This is a genomic window from Agromyces arachidis (assembly GCF_052805135.1).
Genome location: NZ_JBRBDK010000001.1, coordinates 104,261 through 125,099, shown reverse-complemented (window position 1 = coordinate 125,099; position 20,839 = coordinate 104,261). Strand labels below are relative to the sequence as shown.

15 protein-coding genes and 1 tRNA gene are annotated in these 20,839 nt (G+C 73.2%); 4 read left to right on the top strand and 12 right to left on the bottom strand.

What is annotated here, in order from left to right; translation table 11 throughout:
• Window positions 1–53 precede the first annotated feature (53 nt).
• Entirely contained in the window at window positions 54–1,025 is a 972-nt protein-coding gene (locus tag ACUY4T_RS00580) for a hypothetical protein (protein WP_446016954.1), read from the top strand.
• Window positions 1,026–1,041: 16 nt separating this feature from the next.
• On the opposite strand, the gene ACUY4T_RS00575 is transcribed toward ACUY4T_RS00580, so the two are convergent.
• From ACUY4T_RS00575 to ACUY4T_RS00555, 5 genes are all read right to left on the bottom strand, one after another.
• On the bottom strand, window positions 1,042–2,346 hold the full coding sequence (locus tag ACUY4T_RS00575; protein ID WP_446016953.1) for a CDP-glycerol glycerophosphotransferase family protein: 1,305 nt from the start codon (window positions 2,344–2,346) through the stop codon (window positions 1,042–1,044).
• 29 nt (window positions 2,347–2,375) lie between these two features.
• The gene (locus ACUY4T_RS00570) at window positions 2,376–3,221 is read right to left on the bottom strand and encodes a glycosyltransferase family 2 protein (RefSeq protein WP_446017400.1); all 846 of its coding nucleotides are present in this window, start codon (window positions 3,219–3,221) and stop codon (window positions 2,376–2,378) included.
• Window positions 3,222–3,264: 43 nt separating this feature from the next.
• Window positions 3,265–4,077, bottom strand: coding sequence for a CDP-alcohol phosphatidyltransferase family protein (locus ACUY4T_RS00565; RefSeq protein ID WP_446016952.1), 813 nt, complete (start codon window positions 4,075–4,077; stop codon window positions 3,265–3,267).
• A 2-nt stretch (window positions 4,078–4,079) separates the two neighbouring features.
• Complete coding sequence (locus tag ACUY4T_RS00560; RefSeq protein ID WP_446016951.1) at window positions 4,080–5,135, bottom strand: glycosyltransferase family 2 protein; 1,056 nt, start codon at window positions 5,133–5,135, stop codon at window positions 4,080–4,082.
• Window positions 5,136–5,252: 117 nt separating this feature from the next.
• The gene (locus ACUY4T_RS00555) at window positions 5,253–6,914 is read right to left on the bottom strand and encodes a S1C family serine protease (RefSeq protein ID WP_446016950.1); all 1,662 of its coding nucleotides are present in this window, start codon (window positions 6,912–6,914) and stop codon (window positions 5,253–5,255) included.
• Window positions 6,915–7,060: 146 nt separating this feature from the next.
• Here ACUY4T_RS00555 and ACUY4T_RS00550 point away from each other — a divergent pair, with 146 nt between their 5' ends.
• A complete protein-coding gene (locus ACUY4T_RS00550) occupies window positions 7,061–8,269 on the top strand; it encodes a pyridoxal phosphate-dependent aminotransferase (protein ID WP_446016949.1) in 1,209 nt (402 codons plus the stop codon).
• Here the strand turns inward: ACUY4T_RS00550 and ACUY4T_RS00545 are convergent.
• Window positions 8,266–9,099 (bottom strand): carbon-nitrogen hydrolase family protein, encoded by an 834-nt coding sequence (locus ACUY4T_RS00545; protein ID WP_446016948.1) that lies wholly within the window; start codon window positions 9,097–9,099, stop codon window positions 8,266–8,268. The two genes, ACUY4T_RS00550 and ACUY4T_RS00545, sit on opposite strands and share 4 nt — an antisense overlap.
• A 119-nt stretch (window positions 9,100–9,218) precedes the next feature.
• On the opposite strand from ACUY4T_RS00545, the gene ACUY4T_RS00540 reads away from it, so the two are divergent.
• Window positions 9,219–10,307 carry a DUF2652 domain-containing protein gene (locus tag ACUY4T_RS00540; protein WP_446016947.1) on the top strand — a complete coding sequence of 363 codons (1,089 nt, stop codon included), beginning with the start codon at window positions 9,219–9,221 and terminating at the stop codon, window positions 10,305–10,307.
• A gap of 64 nt (window positions 10,308–10,371) precedes the next feature.
• Here the strand turns inward: ACUY4T_RS00540 and ACUY4T_RS00535 are convergent.
• The 4 genes from ACUY4T_RS00535 to ACUY4T_RS00520 form a co-directional block, all read right to left on the bottom strand.
• A tRNA-Met gene (locus tag ACUY4T_RS00535) sits at window positions 10,372–10,448 on the bottom strand.
• An 80-nt stretch (window positions 10,449–10,528) separates the two neighbouring features.
• Window positions 10,529–11,404: a class I SAM-dependent methyltransferase gene (locus ACUY4T_RS00530; protein WP_446016946.1), complete on the bottom strand. Its 876-nt coding sequence runs from the start codon at window positions 11,402–11,404 to the stop codon at window positions 10,529–10,531.
• Window positions 11,401–14,289: a UPF0182 family membrane protein gene (locus ACUY4T_RS00525; RefSeq protein WP_446016945.1), complete on the bottom strand. Its 2,889-nt coding sequence runs from the start codon at window positions 14,287–14,289 to the stop codon at window positions 11,401–11,403. Before ACUY4T_RS00525 ends, ACUY4T_RS00530 begins: the two co-directional genes overlap by 4 nt.
• 148 nt (window positions 14,290–14,437) lie before the next feature.
• Window positions 14,438–15,574 carry a YlbL family protein gene (locus ACUY4T_RS00520; RefSeq protein WP_446016944.1) on the bottom strand — a complete coding sequence of 379 codons (1,137 nt, stop codon included), beginning with the start codon at window positions 15,572–15,574 and terminating at the stop codon, window positions 14,438–14,440.
• A gap of 215 nt (window positions 15,575–15,789) precedes the next feature.
• Here ACUY4T_RS00520 and ACUY4T_RS00515 point away from each other — a divergent pair, with 215 nt between their 5' ends.
• Entirely contained in the window at window positions 15,790–17,154 is a 1,365-nt protein-coding gene (locus ACUY4T_RS00515; RefSeq protein WP_446017399.1) for a zinc-dependent metalloprotease, read from the top strand.
• 803 nt (window positions 17,155–17,957) lie between these two features.
• On the opposite strand, the gene ACUY4T_RS00510 is transcribed toward ACUY4T_RS00515, so the two are convergent.
• Both ACUY4T_RS00510 and nudC read right to left on the bottom strand, forming a co-directional pair.
• Window positions 17,958–19,760 (bottom strand): ATP-dependent helicase, encoded by a 1,803-nt coding sequence (locus ACUY4T_RS00510; protein ID WP_446016943.1) that lies wholly within the window; start codon window positions 19,758–19,760, stop codon window positions 17,958–17,960.
• Window positions 19,757–20,755 carry an NAD(+) diphosphatase gene (gene nudC / locus ACUY4T_RS00505; RefSeq protein ID WP_446016942.1) on the bottom strand — a complete coding sequence of 333 codons (999 nt, stop codon included), beginning with the start codon at window positions 20,753–20,755 and terminating at the stop codon, window positions 19,757–19,759. The genes ACUY4T_RS00510 and nudC overlap by 4 nt, the downstream gene beginning before the upstream one ends.
• Window positions 20,756–20,839 lie beyond the last annotated feature (84 nt).

The window sequence follows — 20,839 nt, the reverse complement described above, 5'->3', positions numbered from 1 at the left end:
AGCCCCGTCGGGCCCCGAGCCCGTTCCCATGCAGTCGGCCTATCATCTTCGCCATGTCCGATCGAGTGCATCGCATCACGTCGATGGGGTCGAACGCGCCCGCCGAGGCGCCGGAGACCGTCGACGGTTCCGCGTCGGCGGGCCAGGGCCGCGCCGACGCCACGCAGCGGTCCGAGGGCCTCGAGCGCGGGCTCGACCGGCTCATCGCGATCCAGCGGCCGATCGTGCTCGCCCACCTGCGCGCCATCCGTCGCAACCACCCGCATGCCACCCCGGACGAGATCGTCCGGATCCTCGAGCGCCGGTACCTGACGGCCGTGACCACAGGTGGCGCCGCCGTCGGCGCGACGGCCGTGGTGCCGGGCATCGGCACCGGAGTCACGCTCGCGCTCTCGGGCGTGGAGACGGCGGCGTTCCTCGAGGCCACCGCGCTGTTCGCGCAGTCGGTCGCCGAGGTGCACGGACTGCACGTCGAGAACCCCGATCGGGCGCGTGCGCTCGTGATGACGCTCATGATGGGTCGCGAGGGCGTCGACCTGGTGCGGCAGTTCGCCGCGCGCGCGGCGGGCCGCGGGGTGAGCCGCGACGCCTACTGGGGCGAGATCATCACCAGCGGGCTCCCGAAGGCCATGATGGGCCAGGTCGTGGACCGGCTGCGCCGCCTGTTCATCAAGCAGTTCGCCGTCCGCGGCGGCGCGGGCATCATCGGCCGGGCCATCCCGTTCGGCATCGGCGCGGCCATCGGCGGCGCCGGCAACCACCTCCTCGGACGGCGCGTGCTGCAGCAGTCGCGACTCGCCTTCGGTGCCGCGCCCGCGCTGCTGCCGGTCGAGCTCGAACCGCGCGACGCGGGCGAGTCGGCGGCGTCGCGCACGGCCCGTCGCGGTGCGGCGATCGGCGCGGCGCTGGCCGGGGCGACCAGCCGCGGCATCCGCTCGGCCGGGCGTGCCCTCACCCGCCGGCGCACCGACGCGGCGGCGCCGGCGGAGCTCACCGAGGACTCGTCCTCCGACGAGCGGGGCTGACCGGCCGAAGCAGGGCCTACTCGACCTCGAGGTCGTCCGACTGCTCGGCGGCCTCGCCCTCGGCGTCGTGCTCCTCGACCTCGGGATCACCGGCGTGCAGCGCCGCGAATCGCTCCCACTCGGCCATCAGGTGGTCGACGGCCGCGTGGAAGCGCTCGGTCGTGACGCCCGGCGTCGTGTCGCCGAAGTAGCGCTCCACCCAGTACGCCAGTCGCTCGCGTGCTCCCGGGTCGTCCGCCACCTCCGAGACCCGCGCGAGCATCGCGTCGCCGTCGCCGTCGTCGAGCCACTCGCATGCGGAGAGGTACCCACCGGTGTCGATCTGGGCCTCCGGATTCACCGGCCGCGTGATGAGCAGCGGCTTCCCGGCGGCCAGCCGGTCGTAGACCATCGCCGAGATGTCGACGACGGCGACGTCGGCCGCCGCGAGCTGCCAGCCGAGGGACGGTCCGTCGTCGTAGACGTGCTTCGCCGACGGGTCGGCCGCGTTGGCCGCGGCGATGGCGTCGATGATCGCGCGGTTCGCCGCGCCGTACGCGGGATCGACGACGCCCGACCGGGGGTGCGGTCGGTAGATCACCCGGAAGCGCCCGTCGGCGAGCAGGCTCCGGACGAGCGCGACGCCGTGCGAGGCGATCGAGCCGTAGGCGGCGGCGCCGCGGTCGCCCTCCCACGTGGGCGCGTACAACACCACGGACCGGTCGTCGTCGGGGTACGGCAGCGGGGTGCCGTCGAGGTAGTGGTCGGCCTGCGGTCGCCCGATCGGGATGGCGCGCTTGTCGAAGTCGTAGTCCCACAGCACCTTGTCGAGCCGGGCGCGGGCGGCGTCGCCGGCGATCAGCGCGTAGTCGTAGGCCTTGAACTGGTTGGTGGTCATGTACATCTTGTCGGATTCGCCGTGGTTGATGAACACGTGCCAGCGGCGCCCGTAGCGCATCATCTGGAAGTTCTTGGCGTTCTGGTTGACGTAGAGGATCACGTGCAGGTCCTGCTCGTGGATGACCCGCTCGAGGTCGGCGACCCGGCGCACGTACGCCACGGGAAGCGGCGACTCCTCGAGCAGCGCCAGCGCCGCGCCGGAGGCACGGCTGAGCACCAGGACCGGGTGCGTCTCGGCGAGGCGGGCGAGCGGCTTGTACCACTGCCGGAGCTGGTAGAGGTTGACCTTGCCGTCGGCGAAGTAGACGCCGATGCGGTAGCGGTGCGGCTCGAGCGGAGGACGTTCGGCGAGCATGGCGCCCAGGCGACGCTGCGCACGGCGCGACCGTACGACGTTCTGAACGAGCTTCACGGCGCGGCGCGCGTCTCTCCTCAAACCCACCGTCCAAGGGTAGCCGCCGTGCGGACCGGTCAGACGACGGGGGGTCGCCCTGCCAGCGTCATCCGCCACACGGTGCGCCACGAGACCGGGCGCCGCTCCCCCGGGTCCTCGCGCCAGCCGGCGGCCCAGCCCTCGAACCAGGCCGAGAGGGCCTTCGGATGCCGCGCCCAGCGCAACACCTGGATCGCCGTCCACGACGCGACGTAGACCGGCACGAGCGGGGCGGGGAGGTTCCGCCGAGCGAGCCACACCCGGTTCCGCGCGTTCAGCCGGTAGTAGTACGCGTGACGTGCCGGGTCGATCACCGGGTGGGCCGCCTCGAGCCCGCCCTCGTACCAGGCGCGGCGGCCGGCGTCCCAGACGCGCCAGGCCAGCTCGATGCCCTCGTGGGCGTAGAAGAACGGGTCGGCCCAGCCGCCGGTGGCCTCGAACACCTCGCGGGGCATCAGGACCGCGCCCTCCCAGCACGAGAAGACGTCGCTCGAGTGGGCGGGATCGCCCTTGCGGATGCGCGGGATCCACCGCCGCGGCGCGGTGAGGCCCGTCGGGTCGACCACGCGGGGCTGCACGAGCCCGAGGTCGGGGCGATCGGCGAGCAGGCGGCATCCGTCGGCCAGGAACGTCGGACTCGGCAGGAACGCGTCGTCGTCGAGGAAGAAGAGCACGTCGCCCGCGACGTCGGGCACGCCCCGGTTGCGGCCTGCGGGGATGCCGAGGTTCTCGGGCAGGTGCCGCGTGCGGACCCCGGGCGGCAGCGGCGGGTCGGCCGTCGCCGGATCCCAGCCGTTGCCGACGCAGACGACGTCGACCTCGACGCCGGCCTGGTCGAGCACGCTCCGGATGCCGCGCGCGAGCTCGGCCGGGCGGCGGCCCATGGTGAGCACCACGACGCCGACGCGCGGCACCTGCGGGGTCGGGTCAGGCGCGGACACGGCGGGAGGCCATGATCGCGAGGAAGTGCCCGAAGAGCGCGAGGGTCGCGAGCGGCAGGAGCGCGAGCACGAGGATGCGGTCGACGAGCGGCTGGCCCGCCACGAGCCCGATCAGCGCGGCGGCGAACGCGATGAGCGTGAGCTCCACGGAGTGGTAGAGGCGGTGGAACGGCAGGAACCGCGCCGCCTTGCGCAGCGTCGCGATGAGGCCGCCGCGCGGCGCCGTCTCGCCGTGCGTGTCGGCGAGCTTGGGCAGGCCGGCGTTCGCCCGCGCGACGTGGACCATGTCGTTGAGCGCCTTGTTGAGCACGATCACCAGGGCGAGCAGGGCGCCCACGGTGGTCCAGAGGAAGTCCTCGGGGAACTCGAGCGGGTACGCGGCGGCGCGGATGCCGAGCGCGAGCGGGATCAGCGCCTCGGTCGAGTAGTGGCCGACCTTGTCGAGGAAGACCCCCGCGGGCGAGCGAGTGCCGCGCCACCGCGCGACCTCGCCGTCGCAGCAGTCGACGAGCATCTGCAGTTGGCCGAGCAGCACCGCGAGCAGCGCGCCCCAGACCCCGGGGATCAGCAGCGCGGCCGCAGTCGACCAGCCGACGAGGATCATCAGCCCGGTGACGCCGTTCGCCGAGATGCGCGTGCGCAGCAGCAGCCATGTGAGGTACGGCGACAGGTCGCGCAGGTAGAGCGAGGCGGTCCAGTGCTCGGCGTTGCGGCGGTTGCGCACCTCGGGCGGCTGGGTCACCGAGCGCAGCTCGCCGATGCTCGTCGGCCGGCCGCGGTCGGGCGTGGTCTCCGTCATGGTCACCTTCCCGTGTGGCTGGCGATGTTGCTCGTGAGCGCGAGGTAGCCGAGCACGAAGCCCGCACCCCATGAGACGTGGATGCACGGCAGCACCACGAGGAACCAGCCGAAGACCCCCGCACCGCGCCCGCGAGCGTAGGCGAGCGCCGCGACGAGCACGAACAGGAGGTACACCAGCGGCGCGGCGAACCCGATGAGCAGCCAGGGGGCCGCGCCGACCGCGAGCTGCACGATTCCGCCGAGGCCGAGCAGGATGCCGGCGACCACGCCGACGACCATGAGCGGCGGCACGAAGTAGCGGATGCCGTTGTCGCCGGGGAATCGGCGGGCGAGTTCGCCGCGCCACAGCCCGGTCGAGAACATCTGCCGCGCGAGCCGCTCCAGGCTCGAGCGCGGCCGGTAGGTGACGGCGAGCCTCGGGGTGAACCAGACGGTGCCGCCGGTGTCGCGGAGCCGCCGGTTCAGCTCCCAGTCCTGCCCGCGCTTGATCGTCTCGTCGAACAGCCCGACGCGCTCGAGCGCGCTGCGGCGGAAGACCCCGAGGTAGACCGTCTCGGCGGGGCCCTCCTCGCCGCCGACGTGGAACGCGGAGCCGCCCAGCCCGACCGGCGTGGTGTACGCGAGGGCGACGGCGCGCTCGAAGGCGCTCTCGCCGCGCGCATCCATGATGCCGCCGACGTTGTCGGCGCCGGTCCGGACGAGCGCCTCGACGGCGACACTGGTGTAGTCGGACGGCAGCATCGAGTGCGAGTCCACCCGGACGACGACCGGGTGGACCGCGGCGCGGATGCCGATGTTCAGCCCGGCCGGGGTCGACCCCACCGCGTTCTCGAGGACCTTCACGCGGTCGTCCCGCATCGCCAGGTCGGCGACCAGCTCGGTCGTGCCGTCGATCGACGGTCCGAGGGCGATCAGCACCTCGACGGGACCGTCGTACGCCTGCGCGAGGATCGATTCGACCGCAGCCCGCACGTGCGACGCGTCGTTCAGCACGGGCATGACATACGAGACGCCGATCGGCGGCGAGAGTTCCGCCGGGTGGTGCTGCTCGGGCATGTTCCTCACTCGTGCACAGGGTCGATCGAGCCTAGCAGTCGGGCACGGCGAAGGGCAGACGCGGCGAGGGCCGGACCACGCGGGTCCGGCCCTCGTCGAGAGCGGGTGCGCCCGGGCTCAGCCCTCGTAGGTGCCGAGCGTCACGGTGACGGTGCGCGAGTCGCCGCCTCGCGTGTACGTCAGCTCCGCCTCGGCGCCGCCGGGAAGGGCGCGGACCTGCGCCGTGAGGTCGGTCTGGTCGGTGATCGGGACGCCGTTGAACGCGGTGACCACGTCGCCCGATTCGAGTCCGGCGGCCTGCGCCGCGCCCCCGTCGCTGACCTCGGAGATCAGCGCACCGACGGTGGTGCCCTCGCCGGCGGCCTGGGCCGACGTGACCGTCGCGCCGAGCAGGCCGTGGGTCGCCGCGCCGTCCTCGATGAGTTCGCGGGAGACGCGCTCGGCCAGGTTCGACGGCACGGCGAACCCGACACCGATGTTGCCGGCCTCGCCCGACGCGCCGCCGGCCGAGAGGATCGCCACGTTGACTCCGATCAGCCGCCCCTGCGAGTCGAGCAGGGCGCCGCCGGAGTTGCCGGGGTTGATCGCGGCATCCGTCTGGATCACCGGGATGGAGATGAGCCCGCCGCCCTGCGACTGGCCGCCCTCCTGCCCGGGGACGTCGAAGTTCCAGAAGTCGAACGGGCTGTCGCCTTCCTCCTGTTGCTCCTCGTCCCCCGGCACGTCGGGCGCGGCAGACGACTGCACGTCGATGCTCCGGTTGAGCGCGCTCACGATGCCGTTCGTCACGGTGCCGGACAGGCCCAGCGGCGCGCCGATCGCGATCGCCGTGTCGCCGACGTTGAGCTCGTCGGAGTCGGCGAACTCGATCGGGGTGAGGCCCGACGCGTCGACGAGCTTGATGACGGCGAGGTCGCTCAGCGGATCGGTGCCGATGAGCTCCGCCTCGTACAGTCGGCCGTCGTCGCCCTTGACCTGGATGCTCGGGTCGCCGGTCGCGCCGTCGAGCGTGACCACGTGCGTGTTCGTGAGCACGTAGCCGTCCTCCGAGATGATCACGCCGGAGCCGGTGCCCTGCCCCTGGCCGCCGGAGACGGCGATGGTGACCACGCTCGGGCTGGCCGCGGCCGCGACCGCGGAGACCTGGTTGACCGACTCGGTGTCGTTGATCACGATCCGCTCGCCCGACGTGGTCGACTCGAGCACGCCGCCGTCGCCGCCTCCCGTCATGAGGGCGGTGATGCCGGCGCCCGAGGCGCCGCCGATCAGCGCGGCGGCGACGATCGCGGCGGCGACGCCGAGTCCGGCGCGGCGCGGCTTCTCGGCCGGCGGCTGGGCGGCGGACGGCGCGGGCGGGCCGCCGAACGCGGGCGGCACCGAACCCGAGCCTGCGGCGGGCGCGGGCGGGACGGGACGGGCGCCGGGGTTCGCCGCGGCCGCGGCGGCGGCCGCCCCCGTGAGCGGGGTGGTCGGCGCGGTCTCGCCCGGGGCGGGCGCGGTCGCGGGCTCATGGCGGTACTGCGGTGCGACGTACGGCTGCGGGGCCTGGCCCGGCGCGTACACCGTGCCGGTGGGGCGGGGCGCTGCCTCGGCCTCTGCGGGTGCGGGCGCCTCGGAGGCGGGCTCGACGGGGGCCGGTGCGGGCTCGGCCGGCGTCGACGCGGGTGCCTCAGTCATGGACTCGGGTGCCGTGGTCTCGCTCGCCTCCGGGGCGCCGGCCTCCTCGCGCGCGCGGGCCTCCGCCTCGTGGTCGTGGCCGCCGGGGGTGGTGTCGGTCATCTGTCGCTCCCTTCCAACGAACGCCAGCATCGCCCGTCGATCTGTGCGGGGCTTCTGCGATTCCTATGTCTCGGCTGTGCCGCGGCCGGGAAGCGCCCGGGCGGCCACGCCAGCGTAGCGGCCGGAGCGTGACGTACGGTGTGAGCGTGGATGTCACCGGAGCCCCCCGCCGACTCGCCCCCTGGCAGCGCACCGCCGCCGGCGCCGGCCTGCTCGCCGACGACGGCTCGGTCGCTCCCACCGTCTTCGCGGAGATGAGCGCCCTGGCCCTCGCCACCGGCGCGATCAACCTCGGCCAGGGCTTCCCCGACCAGGACGGACCGGCCGAGGTGCTCGAGGCCGCGCGCGCGGCCATCGCCGCCGGGGTCAACCAGTACCCGCCGGGACGCGGCCTTCCCGTGCTGCGCGACGCGATCGCGCGCCACCAGCGGCGCTGGTACGGGCTCGAGGTCGACCCCGATGCCGAGGTGCTCGTCACCGCGGGCGCGACCGAGGCGCTCGCGGCATCCGTGCTCGCGTTCGTCGACGCCGGCGACGAGGTCGTCACCTTCGAGCCGTCGTACGACGCGTACGCCGCGCTCGTGGCCCGCGCGGGCGGCATCCACCGCACCGTGCCCCTGCGATTCCCCGACTGGCGGCCCGACCACGACGAGCTGAGGGCCGCCGTGACCGACCGCACCCGGATCATCCTGGTGAACTCGCCCCACAACCCGACCGGAGCGATGCTCGACCGGGACACCCTGGAGCTCGTGGTCGAGCTGGCGCACCGCCACGACGCGCTGATCGTCACCGACGAGGTCTACGAGCACCTCGTGTTCGATGGAGCCCACACGCCGATCGCGACCCTCCCCGGCGCGTGGGAGCGGACGCTCTCGATCTCCTCCGGCGGCAAGACGTTCAACACCACCGGCTGGAAGATCGGCTGGATCACCGGGCCCGCCGATCTGGTCACCGCCGTGCTCGCGGTCAAGCAGTACCTCACGTTCGTGAACGGCGCGCCGTTCCAGCCCGCGATCGCGGCGGGCCTCGACCTGCCCGACCGGTACTTCGCGGATGCCGCCGCCGCCCTCGCGGCACGGCGCGACGTGCTCGCCGCCGGGCTCGACGCGGCCGGCTTCGCCACCGCGCTGCCGCGGTCCGGCTACTTCGTCGTCGCCGACGCCGCCGCGCTCGGGGTGACGGATGCCGCGGCGTTCTGCCGGGAACTCCCCCACCGCGTCGGCGTGGTCGGCGTGCCCGTCACCGCGTTCGTCCACCCGTCGCGTCGCGACGCGGTCCGCACCCTCGTGCGGTTCGCGTTCTGCAAGCGCGCCGACGTGCTCGACGAGGCGGCGGCGCGGCTCGCGTCGCTCTAGTCCCGACCGGGATCCGGTCGGACCGTGACGGCGAACCGGCGGAGCTCGAGCGCCGGATTGAGCCGACGGACGGCGACGAGGCGGTCGCGGGAGAGCCAGGCGACCGCGACATCCGTCTGCTCGCCGACCGTGGCCGCCTCGACGCCCATCGGGTCGACGACCATGCTGTTGCCGGCGCCGACCGGCGGGGCGTGGTCGGCCGCGGCGACGTAGATCGTGTTCTCGAGCGCGCGCGCGGTGGTGAGCGTGCGCCAGTGCGACTCCTTCAACGGACCGCGCACCCACTCGGCGGGGATGCAGACGACGTCGGCGCCGGCGTCGACGATGCGGCGGGTCACCTCCGGGAACCGCACGTCGTAGCAGGTCTGCAGGCCGAAGCGGAGACCGCCGGCCTCGAACAGCTCCGGCGGGGTGATCTCGCCCGGCGCGACCCACTCCGACTCGCGGTGGCCGAACGCGTCGTACAGGTGCAGCTTGCGGTAGCGCGCGACGACGCCCTCGCCGGGCGCGACCGCGACGACGGTGTTGGCCACGCGCCGCTCCCCCTCGACCCGCTCGATCATCCCTGCGACGAGGTGGATGCCGAGCCGGTCGGCGAGCTCGCGCAGCCCGGCCGTGAACGCGCCGTCGACCGGCTGCGCCGCGTCGAGCCACGCCTCCGACGGCGACGCGGTGAACCAGCTCGAGTACTCGGGGAACACCACCAGTCGGCCGCCGCGTGCGACCGCGAGCTCGGCGAGGCGCCCGATCTCGGCGAGGTTCGCGTCGGCGTCGTCGGTGGGCGCGAACTGCGCCACGGCGAGCGGGAAGCCCGCGGCATCCGTCTGCATGCCCTCAGCCTAGGCGCGCGACGCACGCGTGCGGCGAACGCGCCGGCGGAGTAGCCTCCCCGCAGAGGCAGGATGTCCACCAGGAGGTGCCATGCACCACCGGAACGCGCACGGCGCAGATGGCCACTGATCGGGCCTGCCTGATCATCGCCGACATCTCCGGCTACACCGGGTACCTGTCGGGCGTCGAGCTCGATCACGCGCAGGACATCCTCGGCGACCTGATCGAGACGATCGTCGACGGCCTGGGACCGGGGTTCCGGCTCGCGAAGCTCGAGGGCGACGCCGCCTTCGCCTACGCGCCGGGCGACACCATCGACGGCACCGTCCTGCTCGACGCGATCGAGCAGTGCTACTTCCGCTTCCGCCGACGACGGCGCGACATCCGGCAGGGGACGTCGTGCTCGTGCGACGCGTGCGCGCGCATCCCCGACCTGGACCTGAAGTTCGTCGTCCACCACGGGACTGTCCTCCGGCAGCGTGTCGAGGGCGCCGAGGAGTTGCTCGGACCCGACGTGATCATCGTCCATCGCCTGCTGAAGAACGACGTCGTCGCCTCGACCGGCCTCGGCGCGTACGCCCTCTTCAGCCAGCCCTGCGTCGACGCGATGGACGTGGACGTCGTCGAGCTCGGGATGCGGCCCACGACCGCGACCTACGAGCACCTCGGGACCCTGGCCTCGTGGGTGCACGACCTCGAGCGACGGTGGCACGAGGAGCAGGAGCGGACGCGCGTCGTGGTCGGCGAGTCCGAGGAGTTCAGCCGGATCGACCTTCCCACTCGAGCGGCGCCGGCGGTCGCGTGGGCCTTCTTCACGGTGCCGGGCCGCCGCATGGCGTGGCAGCCGGAGCTCAAGCGTCTCGACGTCGAGGCCGCGGGCAACCGGCGCGGCGTGGGAACGGTCAACCACTGCCAGCACGGGGCCGGCAACATCCTCGAAGAGGTCCTGGACTGGCGCCCGTACGAATACCTCACCGTGCGGTCGACCATGCCCACACCCCTCGGACCGATCCACCTGCGCACGATGACCGAGCTCGAGCCGACGCCCGAGGGCGGGACCATCGTGCACTTCCGGGTCGGCGCACCGTCGAGCGCCAGGGAGCGCATCATCATGCGGCTGCTCGGGCGCCGGCTCGACTCGACCCTTCGGGCGAGCTCCGCGCTGCTCGCGGACCAACTCGAAAGCGAGTCGCGTCCTCAGGCGTGACGTACCACGACCGACGGGAAACGCAAGAGGCCGGTATCGGATCTCTCCGATACCGGCCTCTGATTGGTTGCGGGGGCAGGATTTGAACCTACGACCTCTGGGTTATGAGCCCAGCGAGCTACCGAACTGCTCCACCCCGCGGCACAAGAGAAAACACTAGCACGGGGCCTGAGCGACGTCGAATCGAGGCCGCGGCCCGGGCGCGCCGCCCGAGCGTCGCGTCAGCGGGTGGGGCGCTCGGGCGCCGACGCGACGAGCTCGTACGACAACGGCAGCCACTGTCGGTCGGGCCAGCCGAACATCCCCTCGCCCTTCGGCTCCGCGATCGGGAAGATCTGCCAGGGCACCTCGCCGTGCTCGGCGAAGTGCTCGAGCCGCAGCCCGGCGTCGCGCAGCGCGCCGAGCACCTCGTCGAGCGGGTGCATCCACTCCCAGGTGCGCGCGTGCTGCAGCTGCGCCTCGGGGTCGGCGTAGTCGCCCGGTTCGTCGATGATGTCCGGTCCGTCGGGGCGGTACGGGTACGCGAAGTCTGGCATCCCGTCGCGGCCTCCGTCGCCGTCGAACACGAACGCGGCGGGGTGGCCGTCGGCGAAGAACAGTCGACCGCCGGGTGCGAGGAACCACTCGATGATGCGGGCCCATTCCGCGACATCCGGAAGCCAGCCGATCGTGCCCCACGTGGTGAAGACGAGGTCGAACGACTCCGGCTCGGGGAGGGCGTGGCGGGCGTCGTAGACGTTCGCCTGCACGAAGCGCGCCCGGTCGGCGACGCCGAGCTCGTCCGCCATCCGACGCGCCTCCTCGACGGCGGGCTCAGAGAAGTCGAGGCCGACCGCCGTGGCCCCGCCGTTCACGAGCGAGAGGGTGTCGGAGCCGAAGTGGCACTGCAGGTGCAGGATGCGCACCCCTTCCAGGCCGTCGGGGAACATGCGCTCGATGCCGGCCCGGGCGATGGGGTCGAGCACGCTCCCGCCGGCACGCAGGCGCGCGCGGTCGTAGAACGGGGATGCCACGTGCAGGGGCACCCGTTCGTCCCAGTTGGCGCGGTTCGCGTCGAGCCAGTCGCCGGAACGCAGGTCGACGGGCGACTCGGTCATTCGCCGTCGGGGGCGGTGGCGCCCGAGAGCTCGAGCAGGCGGGTGATCACCTGGTTCAGTTGCTCGTCGGCCTCGGCGAACGCGGCGAGGTCGCCCTCCGAGAGGGCGGCTTCCTTCTGCGCCAGCAGGTCGGCCGCCTCGGCGAGCAGCGCCGCCTCCTCGTCGGTGGGCGTCGTCGGCTCGGTCGGCTCGGTCGGCTCCTCGCCCGGCTCGGTCGGCTCGGTCGGCGCCGGCTCGGGCTCGACCTCCTCGTCGCCGGCGGCCGCACCGGAGTCGCCGCCGAACAGCACGTTGAGCGCGTCGTCCAGCGTGTCCTCGAACGCGATCTCGTCGCCGAACGCGACCAGCACCTTCTGCAGCACCGGGTAGCTCGTCTCACCCGTCGAGCGGACGTAGACGGGCTGCACGTAGAGCAGGCCGCCGCCGACCGGGATGGTCAGCAGGTTGCCGTTGATCACGTCGGACTGGCCCTGGCGGAGGATGTTCAGCTGCGCCGAGATCGACGTGTCGCTGTTGAAGGTGTTCTGCACCTGGCCGGGGCCGGGCACGTTGTCGTCCTCGGGAAGGTTCAGCAGGCGGAGCTTGCCGTAGCCCTCGGCGCGCTCGCCGTCCTCGGATCCGGCGTCGGAGTCGACCGCGAGGTAACCGCGCAGCACGTTGCGGCTGGCCTGGCCTCGCGCCTCGGGGATGAACGTCGAGTAGATCGAGTACGACGGCGCCTCCTGGCCGGGCATCTGCATCGTCAGGTAGTACGGCGGCTGCAGCAGCGTGCTCGCCTGCCCCTGCGTGGGGTCCAGCGGCGTCGTCCAGGCGTCCTCGCGCGAGTAGAACGCGTCGGCCTCGGTCACGTGGTACCGCCCCAGCACCGCGCGCTGCATCTTGAACAGGTCGGCCGGGTAGCGCACGTGGCTCATCAGCTCGCCCGACATCTCGCTCATCGGCCGCACCTTCGACGGGAAGACCTTCTCCCACGTCTTGAGGATCGGGTCGTCGGCGTCCCACGCGTAGAGCGTCACGCTGCCGTCGTAGGCGTCGACCGTGGCCTTCACCGAGTTGCGGATGTAGTTGACCTCGTCGAACGCGAGCGGCGACGAGACCGTGTCGCTGTCCGAGATCGCCTCGCTGTAGCTCACCTTGTTCGAGTACGGGTACTGGTCGGAGAGCGTGTACCCGTCGACGATCCACACGATGCGCCCGTCGACCACCGTGGGGTACGTGTCGGTGTCGAGCGTCAGGTACGGCGCGACCTTCTGCACGCGCTCGATCGGGTTGCGGTCGTAGAGGATCTGCGATTCCTCGTTGACCTGGTCGGAGAGGAAGATCTGCTCCGACTGGAACTTCAGCGCGTAGACGAGCTTGGTGAAGACGTTGTCGAGCGTCGGCCCGCCGTCGCCCTCGAAGGTGGTCTGCTGGGGCTCGCCGTCGCCGCCGGCGGGGAAGTCGAGCTCGATCTCGCGCGACCCCTCGGGTGCACCGACGATGGAGTAGTCCGGCGAGTTCTCGCCGAAGTACACCCGCGGCTCGAACTCGGGCAGGGTGCCGGTCGACGGGATGCCGGACTGCAGGAACACGGGCTGCCCGTCGCTCGAGCGCTGGTTGCCCGCCGCCGCGACCAGGCCGTACCCGTGCGTGTAGACGAGGTGGCTGTTGAACCACGTCTGGGCGTCGCCGAGGCCCTCGAGGTTGAGGTCGCGGATGGCGACGACCGTGTCCTGCATCTCGCCGTCGAGCTCGTACCGGTCGACGTCGAGCTGCTCGGGGAACTGGTAGTACTGCCGGAACTGCTCGAGCTGCCGGAACGCCGGGCTGATGATCGCCGGGTCCATCAGGCGGATGCTCGCCGTGGTCTCGGCGTCGGCACGGAGCGCTCCGGGCTCGGCGTCGGTCTTCGCCTCGTACGGGATCTCCTCGATGTCGGAGACGCCGAACGCGTCGCGGGTGAGGTCGATGTTGCGCTGGATGTACGGCGCCTCGAGCGATCGCGCGCTCGGGTCGACCTGGAAGCGCTGCACGACCCACGGGTAGAGCGACCCGATCAGCAGGCTCGACACGACCAGCAGCACGGCGCCGATGAGCGGGAGGCGCCAGCGCCCGAGGAACGCCGTGATGAGGAAGAGGATCGCGACCGCCGCGGCGATGAGCGCGAGGATCTGGCGGCCCGGGATCGTGGCGTTCACGTCGGTGTACGACGCACCGGTGATGAGCGAGCCCACCTCGGTGACCGTGGCGTACTGGTCGAGCCAGATGCTGACGGCCTGGAGCAGCAGGTACAGCCCCGCGGTGATCGCGATCTGGATGCGCGCGGCCTTCGAGATCACGACCTCGCGTCCGCTGATCCGGATGGCGCCGTAGAGGTAGTTCGTCGCGATGACGAGCAGGCCCGACAGCAGCACGACGGCGGAGGCGAAGCCGACGATGGAACGGTAGAACGGCAGCTCGAACACGTAGAAGCCGACGTCGAGCCCGAACTGGGGGTCGGTGGTGCCGAAGGGCGTGCGGTTCAGCCACGTGAGCACGGAGTCCCAGCGGCTCGCGGTCGAGACGCCCGCGAAGATGCCGAGCACGATCGGCACGCCGAACATGGCCAGTCGGCGCAGCGGCTCGAAGACCTCCTGGTAGCGGTCCAGCTGCGAGTTCAGCTTCGCGTAGACCGGCCGGGTCCGGTAGGCGATCTGGATCGAGACCCACACCGGCAGCGCCATCGCGACGAAGCCGATGACGAACAGCACGACGCGGGCGATCCACTCGGTGTACAGCACCTCGACGAAGCCGAGCTGCTGGTACCACATCACGTCGGCGTAGATCCCCGCGAACACGAAGAACGCGACGACGAGGGCACCCACGATCCCGAGCGTGATCGCGATGGGCGCGCGACGGCGCGGCATCCTCGGTTCCTGCGGCTGTGCTGTGGACACTTCTCGGCCTCATTCGGGTCGGGACGGGTTCGGATTCCCATCCTATGGTCGGCAGTCTTTGAAACTGCTGGTGGCAGCGCCCCTCCGCAGGCCCCCCGGATAACGAACCGGTACCGGTTCAGCCGGATGCCTCGCATCGCGCGAACGACGACGTGTCGCCGCCCTCGCCGATCGCCTCGACGATCTCCCGGGCGTCCTCGAGGGTGCCCACGGCGAACACCTCGAGCCCGTCGGGGATGTTGCCGACCACCTCGTCGCAGTTGGACTCCGGAGCGAGGAACCAGTCGGCGTCGTTCTCGACCGCGCCCCAGAGCTTCTGGCGGATGGCGCCGATCGGCCCCACGGCGCCGTCGGAGTCGATCGTGCCGGTGCCGGCCACGATCTCGCCGCCGGTCATCGCCCCCGGCGTCAGCTTGTCGACGATGCCGAGCGCGAACATCATCCCCGCGCTCGGGCCGCCGACGTCGTCCAGCCGGATCTCGACGTCGATCGGGAACTCGTAGCGCATGCGGACGCCGATGCCGACGATCACCTGCCCGTCGCGCTCCACCGGCGTGACCTCGACCCGGACGGCTTCGTCGTCGCGCAGGACGTCGAGGGCGGCGGGCGTCTGCGTGCCGTGGTCGGCGAGCGCGGTGCGGAGCTCGTCGACCGAGTGGACCTCGGCGCCGTCCACGGCGACGATGACGTCGCCGATCTCGAGCGCGCCCTCGGCCGGCAGCCCCTCCGCGACGCCCTGGACGACGACCTCGCGCGGGAACTCGTAGCCGAGCTCGATCAGCGCGGCCGCGATCGCGTCCTGCTGCGAGTCCACCATCTGCGCCTCGTTCCGGGCGTCGCGGTCCTCCTCGCTGAGCTGCGGCGGGAAGATCACCTCGACGGGGACGACCGCGCGGCGCGGGTCGAACCAGGCGGCCGCCACGTCGAGCCAGCCCGGGGTCCGCCCGGGCCGGCCCACGGCCGAGGAGGTCAGCAGGTCGAGCGAGCCCTCGGTCGGGAACGTCTCCTCGTCGGGGATCGAGATGAGCGGGATCTCCTCGCCGTCGGCCTCGGCGGTGCCGAGCGTGTCGAAGACCGGACCCGGCTGCTGGATCACGTACGGCGAGGGCACGAGGGCGAGCACGAGCCCGAGGACCGAGGCGACGGCGATCGCACCCCAGCCGATCCGCTCGCGGCGGCTCCGGCGCGTCGAATCGCCGGACGCGTCGCGATCGTGCGACCGCTCGGCGTCCGCCTCGGGTCCGAAGAGCACCATGCCCCGACATCCTTCCCAGGGCCCGCAGGACCGACCCGCTGCGGCGCGGTCGCCGCTGTTCGCGATGGGCGGACACCCGGAAGGGAAGCCTAGGCCAATTCGCGGGAAGGAAGCCGAGGGGCGGTTGTAGCGTGGAAGGCCGAGCGAGGGAGGTGGCCCCGGTGGCCGAACGCGACGACCAGCCCGACCGGAACCCGGAGGACGAGTTCCGCGACATGCTGCGCGAGCTGCTGTCTGGATCCGGTGGCATCGACCCGTCCAAGCTCGCCGATGCCGCAGGGCTGCCGAACGACCCGGCGAGCCTCGCCGCCATCTTCAGCCAGCTCCAGCAGGCGATGCAGCGATCCGACGACGAGGGCATCGACTGGTCGCTCGCCCTCCGGCAGGCCGAGCAGCGCGCGTCCGACGGCCAGCGCCAGGTCGAGACCGCCGACGCCGAACGCCTCGGCCGGGCGGCGCAGGTCGCCGCGCTCTGGCTCGACGAGGTCGTCGACGTGGCGGCGCTGCCGGCCGCGCCGGAGCTCCTCACCCGCCGCGCATGGGCCGCGGCGAGCATGCCGATCTGGTCGCAGCTGGCCGAGCCGGTCGCGCTCAGCATCGCCGATTCGCTCACGCGCGTGATGTCGGAGCAGGCGCCCGAGGAGATGCGCTCCATGGTGCAGGGCGCGAGCCGCATGATGCGCGGCATCGGCGGGGCGATGTTCGCCATGCAGCTCGGCCAGGTCGTCGGGCAGCTGTCCACCGAGGTCGTCTCGGGCGGCGACGTCGGCATCCCGCTGCTGGACGACGGCCGCGCCGCCCTGCTGCCGCAGAACGTCGCCGAGTTCGGTGCCGGCCTCGACATCCCCGACGACCAGGTCGAGCTCTACCTCGCGGTTCGCGAACTCGCGCACGCCCGGCTCTTCCGCCACGCGCGATGGCTGCGCCTGCACCTCATCACGGCGATCACGGCATTCGCGCGCGGCATCGACGTCGACGTCGAGCGCCTGGAATCGCTCGCGGAGGGCTTCGACCCGTCGAACACCGACGAGCTGCGCGACGCCGTGGCCAACGGCGCGCTGCTGCGGCCGAAGAGCGCCGAGCAGGAGGCGGCGCTCGACCGGCTCGAGACGATGCTCGCCCTCGTCGAGGGCTGGGTCGACGTCGTCACCGCGGATGCCACGGCGCGGCTGCCGAAGTCCGACGCCGTGGCCGAGACCATCCGACGGCGGCGCGCCACCGGCGGGCCGGCCGAGTCCGCACTCGCGACCCTCGTCGGCCTGGAACTGCGCCCCCGCCGCCTTCGCGACGCCGCGGCGATGTGGCGGGCCGTCGGCGACGCGGTGGGCGTCGCGAAGCGCGACGCGCTGTGGGCGCACCCCGACCTGCTGCCGACCTCGGCCGACCTCGACGACCCGGGCCCCCTCGCCGCGCGACTCGCGGCCGGAGGCCAGGCGGCCGGCGAGGCCGACGCGGAGTTCGACGAGGCGCTGGCGGCACTGCTCCGCGGCGAGACCGGCGCGGCACCCGGCGCCGACGACGACGATCCGGGCACCGACGACTCCGCCGGGCCCGACGCGGGAGGGCGCTCCGCCGACTGACCGTCGCCGCGGCATCCGACGCCGCCGCAGGCTCGCCTGTGGACGGCCGGCCGTGCGCCGTGCGCGGGTCGGGCATGCTTCCCGCATGACGCCGCGACTGGACCCCGCACTCCCCCTCGTCTGGCGCTCGCCCGCCGAACTGCAGGTCGGCGGCGTGCGGGCGGTGGCCGTGCTGGCCGACCCCGGGGCCTTCGAGAACGGCATGCTGAGCGCGCTGGCCGCCGGGGCGAGCCGGGAGACGCTCGCGGTCATCGGGCGGGCGCTCGACGGGGGCGACGACGACCTCGCCGAACTGCTGGAGCGACTCGACGGGGCGCTGCTGCCCGAGCCCGATCCCGCCTCCGACCGGCGCGCCGCGGTGGTGGCCGTCGACGGCGACCCCGGCCGGGCCGGCACGCTCGCCGGCCTGCTCGACGCCCTGGGTCATCGTGCGGTGCACGCCCGAAGCGCCCGCCCGGACGCCGTCGACGGGGTCGTGCTCCTCGCCTCCCGGGTGGTGCCGCCGGCCGCCCACCTGCCCTGGCTGTCGGCCGACGTCCCCCACCTCCCGGTGGTGTTCGACGAGCGCGGCGCCGAGGTCGGCCCGCTCGTGCGCCCCGGCTCGGGCGCGTGCCTGCGCTGCGTCCACCTCGCGCGACGCGACGCGGATGCCGCGTGGCCGGCGATCGCCGCGCAACTGGCCGTCGCCGCACCGGCCCCGCCGTCGCCCCGCGTCGAGCACGAGGCGCTCGCGCTCGCGGCATCCGTCGTCGACGACCTCGTGCACGGACGCCCGACCGAGCTCGACGGGTCGGCGGTCCTCGTCAGCGGCGCGTCGCCGGGGACCTCGCGACTCGCGCAGCCGGTCGCGCCGCATCCGGAGTGCGGATGTCGAGCTCCCGCAGGAACCGCGACGGCTCCCGCTCGCCTCGATGCCCGCCGGACCGGGCGGCCCAGCTCAGCGTCAGCCGACGCCGTGCCCGCGTGAGCCCGACGTAGAGCAGGCGGCGCTCCTCGTCGATCCCCTCGAGCCCGGTCGCGTACGCGATCGGGAGCATGCCCTCGGTGAGGCCGACGAGGTGCACCTCGTCCCACTCGAGGCCCTTCGCGGAGTGCAGCGTCGCGAGGGTCACCGCGGCGATGGCCGGCTCGTGCTGCGCCTCCGCACGCGCCGAGAGACCGTCCGCGAAGGCCCGCAGGGTCGTGCCGGGCGGCACGTCGTCCACCAGGCGGGCGAGTGCGTTCAGGGATTCCCAGCGGGAGCGCACCGCGCCCGGCCCGTCGGGCGGCTCGACCGACCAGCCCAGCGAGCGGAGCACGTCGCTCACCGTCTTGAACAAGGGCTCGCCGGTCGCCGCCAGCGCCTGCGCCCGGATCGCATGCACGGCCTGCTTGACCTCGGGCTGGTCGAAGAAGCGCTGCGCGCCCCGCACCCTCGTCGACACCCCGACCTCGGCGAGCGCCTGCTCCATGAGCGCCGACTGCGAGTTGACGCGCATCAGCACCGCGACCTGCTCCGGGGCGACGCCCGCGTCGATGCGCGCCCGGATCCGGGTGGCCGTGCCGCGCGCCTCGGCCAGCTCGTCGGGGTACGCCACGACCTCCGGGGCCACGCCGTGCGCCACCGCGCGCGACGGCGCCGGGGCGGGAGCATCCGTCGCCGCCACCGCCGGGTCCCCCGCATCGGGCGCGGCCGCGACGAGGCGCAGCGCCCCCGGGCGGCCGCGCACCAGGCGGTTCGCGACCTCGACGATCTCGGGCGTCGAGCGGTAGTTGCGCTCGAGGCGCACGACCGTGGCATCCGGGTACCGCCGTTCGAAGCCGAGCAGGTACTCGGCCGAGGCCCCCGCGAACGAGTAGATGGTCTGGCTCGCGTCGCCGACGACGCACACGTCGCGGCGGTCGCCGAGCCACAGGTCGAGCAGGTGCTGCTGGGCCGGGGACACGTCCTGGTACTCGTCGACCACGAAGTGCCGGTACCCCTCGCGGACCTGCATGGCCACGGCCGGTTCCGTCTCGATCATGCCCGCGGTCGCGAGCAGCACGTCCTCGAAGTCCATCGCGCGCCGCTCGTCCTTCAACTGCTCGTACGCCGCCACGAGGTCGAGGAACTGGTCGGCGTCGAGCGCGCCGGGAGCGCCGCGCGCGGCGAGCCGGGTCCGGTACTCCTCCATGCCGATGACGCTCACCTTCCGCCACTCGATCTCGGCCGCGACGTCCCGCAGCGTGGCCGTGTCGACCCGCAGGCGGCATCGCTCGGCGGCGAGGCCGAGCAGTCGGCCCTTGAACTCGAGCACCCGCGGCGCGGGGCCGCCGGCGACGATCGGCCAGAAGTGGTTCAGCTGCGCGAGCGCCGCCGCGTGGAAGGTGCGCGCGGGAACCCCGCCGGCCCCGAGCGCACGCAGCCGCGTGCGGAGCTCGGCCGCGGCGCGATTGGTGAAGGTGAGCGCCATCACGCGGGCCGGGTCGTAGGCACCCGAGGACACGCCGTACGCGATCCGGTGCGTGATCGCACGGGTCTTGCCGGTGCCGGCGCCCGCGAGCACGCACACCGGTCCCACGAGCGCCTCGGCGGCGACGCGCTGTTCGTCGTCGAGCGCGGCGAGGAGCGGGTCGGCCCCGGTCACGACGTCGACCAGGGCAGCGACGATTCGAGCGGTTCGCCGTACCAGCGCTCGAGCATCCACCGCGCGATCGACGTCTCGCCGGGCAGGGCGACGCGTCCCAGCGCGGCACGCAGCTCCGCCCGGTCGAACCACCGCAACTCGACGATCTCCTCGCCGTCGGGCACGGGCGCGGCGGACGCCCCGTCCGCCACCCGGGCGCGGAACGCCAGCATCAGGCTCGCCGGGAACGGCCACGGCTGCGAGCCGAGGTACTCGACCCGGTCGACGGCCAGGCCCGACTCCTCGGCGATCTCGCGCACCACGGCCGCCTCGAGCGACTCCCCCGGCTCCACGAACCCGGCGAGCACCGAGAAGCGGTCCTGCTCCCACATCGCGTTCGAGCCGAGCAGCACGCGGTCGGCGTCGTCGGTGACGATCACGATCACGGCCGGATCGGTGCGCGGGAAGCGCATCCGGTCCTCGACGAGGCAGCGGCGCGCCCAGCCGGCGCTCACGACCTCGGTCGCGCCGCCGCAGGCGGGGCAGAACGCGTGCGTCGCATGCCAGTTCGCGAGCGCGACGGCCTCGATCGCGAGTCCGGCGTCGCGGTCGTCGAGGACGGTTGCCACCGCCCGCAGCGTGCGCCACCGGTCGTCGCCGCCGAGCGCGACGGCATCGTCGTCGGCGAGGACCCACGCCTCGACCGGGCTCCCGGCCGGCACGGCCTCCCCCTCGGCATCCGTCGACGCGTCGAGCGTGCGCCCGAGGTACAGGCGCAGCGACGGCGCGGGCAGGGTCGACGGATGCCGCAGCTCGAGCGCCGTACCCCGGCCCGCCGCGATGAGCACGCGGTCGTCGCGCACGACCATCACCCGCGCGGCGGCGGCGTCGTCGAACGCGGCGCGCCGGCCCGGATCGTTGCGGTGCTCGGCGTCCCGGTCGAGGTGCTCGCGGGCGAGCGGCGGGGCGACGCCGCCGGCCGCATCCCCCTGCGAGGGCGACTCGGGTTGGGGCACGGTCCACCTCTCGCTCATGGCCGGTGTCGTCGGGAAGGCGTGGCGGTCGCCGGGCAGGCGCGAACCCTGCTTAGGCTGAATGCC

What these genes read in the sequence shown, in the direction of transcription:
- ACUY4T_RS00555 (WP_446016950.1), bottom strand. Translation starts at nt 6,914, where the DNA reads ATGACCGACACCACCCCCGGCGGCCACGACCACGAGGCGGAGGCCCGC.
- ACUY4T_RS00565 (WP_446016952.1), bottom strand. Translation starts at nt 4,077, where the DNA reads ATGACGGAGACCACGCCCGACCGCGGCCGGCCGACGAGCATCGGCGAG.
- ACUY4T_RS00525 (WP_446016945.1), bottom strand. Translation starts at nt 14,289, where the DNA reads ATGCCGCGCCGTCGCGCGCCCATCGCGATCACGCTCGGGATCGTGGGT.
- ACUY4T_RS00540 (WP_446016947.1), top strand. Translation starts at nt 9,219, where the DNA reads ATGGCCACTGATCGGGCCTGCCTGATCATCGCCGACATCTCCGGCTAC.
- ACUY4T_RS00515 (WP_446017399.1), top strand. Translation starts at nt 15,790, where the DNA reads ATGCTGCGCGAGCTGCTGTCTGGATCCGGTGGCATCGACCCGTCCAAG.
- ACUY4T_RS00580 (WP_446016954.1), top strand. Translation starts at nt 54, where the DNA reads ATGTCCGATCGAGTGCATCGCATCACGTCGATGGGGTCGAACGCGCCC.
- ACUY4T_RS00545 (WP_446016948.1), bottom strand. Translation starts at nt 9,099, where the DNA reads ATGCAGACGGATGCCGCGGGCTTCCCGCTCGCCGTGGCGCAGTTCGCG.
- ACUY4T_RS00530 (WP_446016946.1), bottom strand. Translation starts at nt 11,404, where the DNA reads ATGACCGAGTCGCCCGTCGACCTGCGTTCCGGCGACTGGCTCGACGCG.
- ACUY4T_RS00570 (WP_446017400.1), bottom strand. Translation starts at nt 3,221, where the DNA reads ATGGGCCGCCGCCCGGCCGAGCTCGCGCGCGGCATCCGGAGCGTGCTC.
- ACUY4T_RS00520 (WP_446016944.1), bottom strand. Translation starts at nt 15,574, where the DNA reads ATGGTGCTCTTCGGACCCGAGGCGGACGCCGAGCGGTCGCACGATCGC.
- ACUY4T_RS00560 (WP_446016951.1), bottom strand. Translation starts at nt 5,135, where the DNA reads ATGCCCGAGCAGCACCACCCGGCGGAACTCTCGCCGCCGATCGGCGTC.